Origin of the sequence: uncultured Cyclobacterium sp. (assembly GCF_963976465.1) — a bacterium.
In the GTDB taxonomy this organism is placed as follows: domain Bacteria; phylum Bacteroidota; class Bacteroidia; order Cytophagales; family Cyclobacteriaceae; genus Cyclobacterium.
This window is the reverse complement of the sequence record NZ_CAXBOC010000625.1, coordinates 1-2,770: the sequence shown is the minus strand read 5'-3', so window position 1 is coordinate 2,770 and position 2,770 is coordinate 1. Positions and strand designations below refer to the sequence as shown.

General features: G+C 35.8%; 1 protein-coding gene and 1 pseudogene. Both read right to left on the bottom strand.

Translation table 11 applies throughout. The features are described 5' to 3' along the window. The coding region (locus tag AAC037_RS23115; RefSeq protein ID WP_339905953.1) for a DUF3857 domain-containing protein at positions 1 to 1,946 on the bottom strand (1,946 nt) is incomplete at its 3' end. 4 nt (positions 1,947 to 1,950) lie between these two features. Continuing rightward, a pseudogene (locus AAC037_RS23110) lies at positions 1,951 to 2,770 on the bottom strand (hypothetical protein); the annotation flags it as partial.

The following is a 2,770-nucleotide window of genomic DNA, read 5'->3' as shown; positions in this document are numbered from 1 at the left end:
ACCAAAGTTTGGTTTTTTACAAATACCAATGGTTCTTTAAATTTGCTGGAAATAATGTCAATGAGGTATTTCAAGTCAGGATACTCTTGAGGTCCAATGAGTGGATTGGAAACAGAGATTATTGAATTGATTATGGCAGTACCATTGATAATATTGACTTTGAATGAAAAAGACATGGCTCCACTCGGTAAGGGCATGGAGACATCTTCAGGGTAGTCATCTAAAGTATAGCCATCAGGGATTTCGATTTTAGCCCCATACCTGTCAGTAAATAGGTAATCAAAATCGATTGGAAATGTTCGCGTGGATCTCACAAATGGGTTCGGTTCCCATCTCAATAACTGAAATGGGTTTACATACAAGTTTTGACTTTCGTCTAGATCTTTCGTTGTTGTGTACTTTATGATGGTAAAGTTTGATTTTGGATTCTCTTCAAAGGTAAAGACAGGATTAAGATTTTCCTGTTGGTAGGTGATCAACTTTTCCTTTAGTGCAGCACTTGAGCTGTTTTCTGCCTTAAATAGGCCTGTATTATACACACCATCAAAGCCCATGGCTTTAACAGCAGTTTCTCTTTTTAAGGATAACTCATCCTCAATAAGAATATTGTCAAAAACGTAATAGCCTGATGAGTGATGGCTTTGGATATCAATGAGTCCACTATTCTCTTCAAGCATAAGAAAACCTTGATTGACTAGAAATTGAGAAGGCAGGTACCCAAAAGGGATGGATGAATCTGTGGCGTCTAAATAATATACTTTGTTAGCAATAGAAGTGACGACAATTAATTGGTTAAACTGGTCTACAAAAGGGAAAGGTACAAGATCAGACCTTCCATTTCCTTTGCTACTTATCAAAACCGGATAGGCTATAATGCCATGATTTCTAAGATGAGCTAGGAGAGATAAATTTATTTCTGCCCTATTTCCATTTTTACTTGCGATTGTTTCCGAAAAATTTTTAGAAGGAGCAATGGCAGAAAATCCTGAATAATTGTATTCATTGCTGACATGCTTATAGATGTCCTTGGCAAGCTGTAAAGTGTCTGTTCCTTCGGTATCCAAACCAGTAATTTCGCGTGTTTTCTTTTTTGGGGACATGTAGCTTTTAAATTCTAAGCGATCGGCAAAGAAGTCTGTTAAATCCTGCCAAGTATCAAATAGTGATTTGTATTGATTTAAATCCGTACCAAAACTATCCTGTTGTCTAAATTCATAGCCCTCTAGCTGAAAACTTACTTTTTCCAAATAATCTTGGAAATGGGCCATGTAAGGTTCCGCAGTGAAACCCTTTAAACTGTCCAATTCCCATCTAAAATTGCCTTTGGTTTTTGTTTTGAAATCATGGGAAATGGTTTTGATTCCCTGTTTCAAAGACTTGTACCAAATAAAATCCGGAAAGGTGATGTCATAGATTGATTTTAGGGTAGGGATTTCATTTTGAAAAACCCAACCATCAATAGATAGAATGGATTTATCTGCCTTAACATAAGTGAAATCAATGATAGAGCCTACCTGTACTTGTGGAAAGGTAAACCTGATTTCCATCCATCCATTTCCCGCATCAACTTCATAAAAATCTGATTTAGATAATTTCTCAATTTGGATTTCTTTATTGACTAAATTAACAGTCTGTGCTTTTAGTTTATAGATATCTTGAATCTTGTCATCCCCTTTATAGTATTTCAATGTGACATTTGCTTGTTCTTTTCCGCTTTCTTTTAAAACTTTTATTCGCCGGTGTATTTTGCTTTCCAATACTACTCCTTGAAACATATTGTAACTGGATTCTTGTAAAACTACTGCATCTGCTTCCGGTTCAAATACTACCTCACTATATATAAATTCAGCATCACTATATTTACCAAAGCGCATCTCTTGTGATAATAAAAAATTTGGGGAAATGAGTAGTATAAGTAATCCTATTTTAAATTTTGAAAAAGTCATGATGTTATTGTTTGGTAAAAACTAATTCTCCTTGTATTTTTTTGTTTAAAGCTGTTAGTAATTCGTCTTGCTCCTCATCAGAGAGGCGGTCGGTGTCAGTGAATTGTATGTGTTTTTTTATTGATATATTTTCATCATCAATTATAATCTCCATTTTTAGTTCATAATTATCCTCAGTGATGGATAGGGAAGGAGGGATTGATTCTGCGTTCAAGGAGCGATGCTTTCTGATATTTACTTCCTCTATGTAAAGTTCTGTGGATTTTTCCATGTTAGGTTCCCAAGTGTGCCATGAAATAGGGATGAACACCCGTTTGCCGGTACTTTTGTAATACCTTTGCACCATTCCTGAGAAGTTAATTTGAGTTTGAATATCCTGCCATTCAATTTGTTTGTCCAAACTAAGGGAATTAATTATTAAGCCATTTCCTCCTATTTGTCCATTGAAAAGGTTGTTAATTTCATCCTTCTTTTTGTCATAAGTTTTCATGACTGTGGTTTCGGCCGGGAATCCTTTTTGTAACAATGTTCCCTTAATTTCAGCATTCCCATTTTGTTGTAAAAGGATAGAAGAATTAACTACAGTGGTGTTAAATTCAGGGTCAGAATAAGTGGGCGTTTGATCTACTTCCCCACCTTCAGGCGTTATGACCAATACCTTTCGGTTCCTTGTGAATGAACCCAAAAATCCGGCAGGTAAATGGCTGGATGTGCATTCCAACCAATATTTTTTATCATCGGTTCTAACCCTTAAGATGGCATGATTGAATTGATTGGATGGAAAATCTTCGTCAAAAGTGGCATTTTCCCCTGCTTTTACCAGA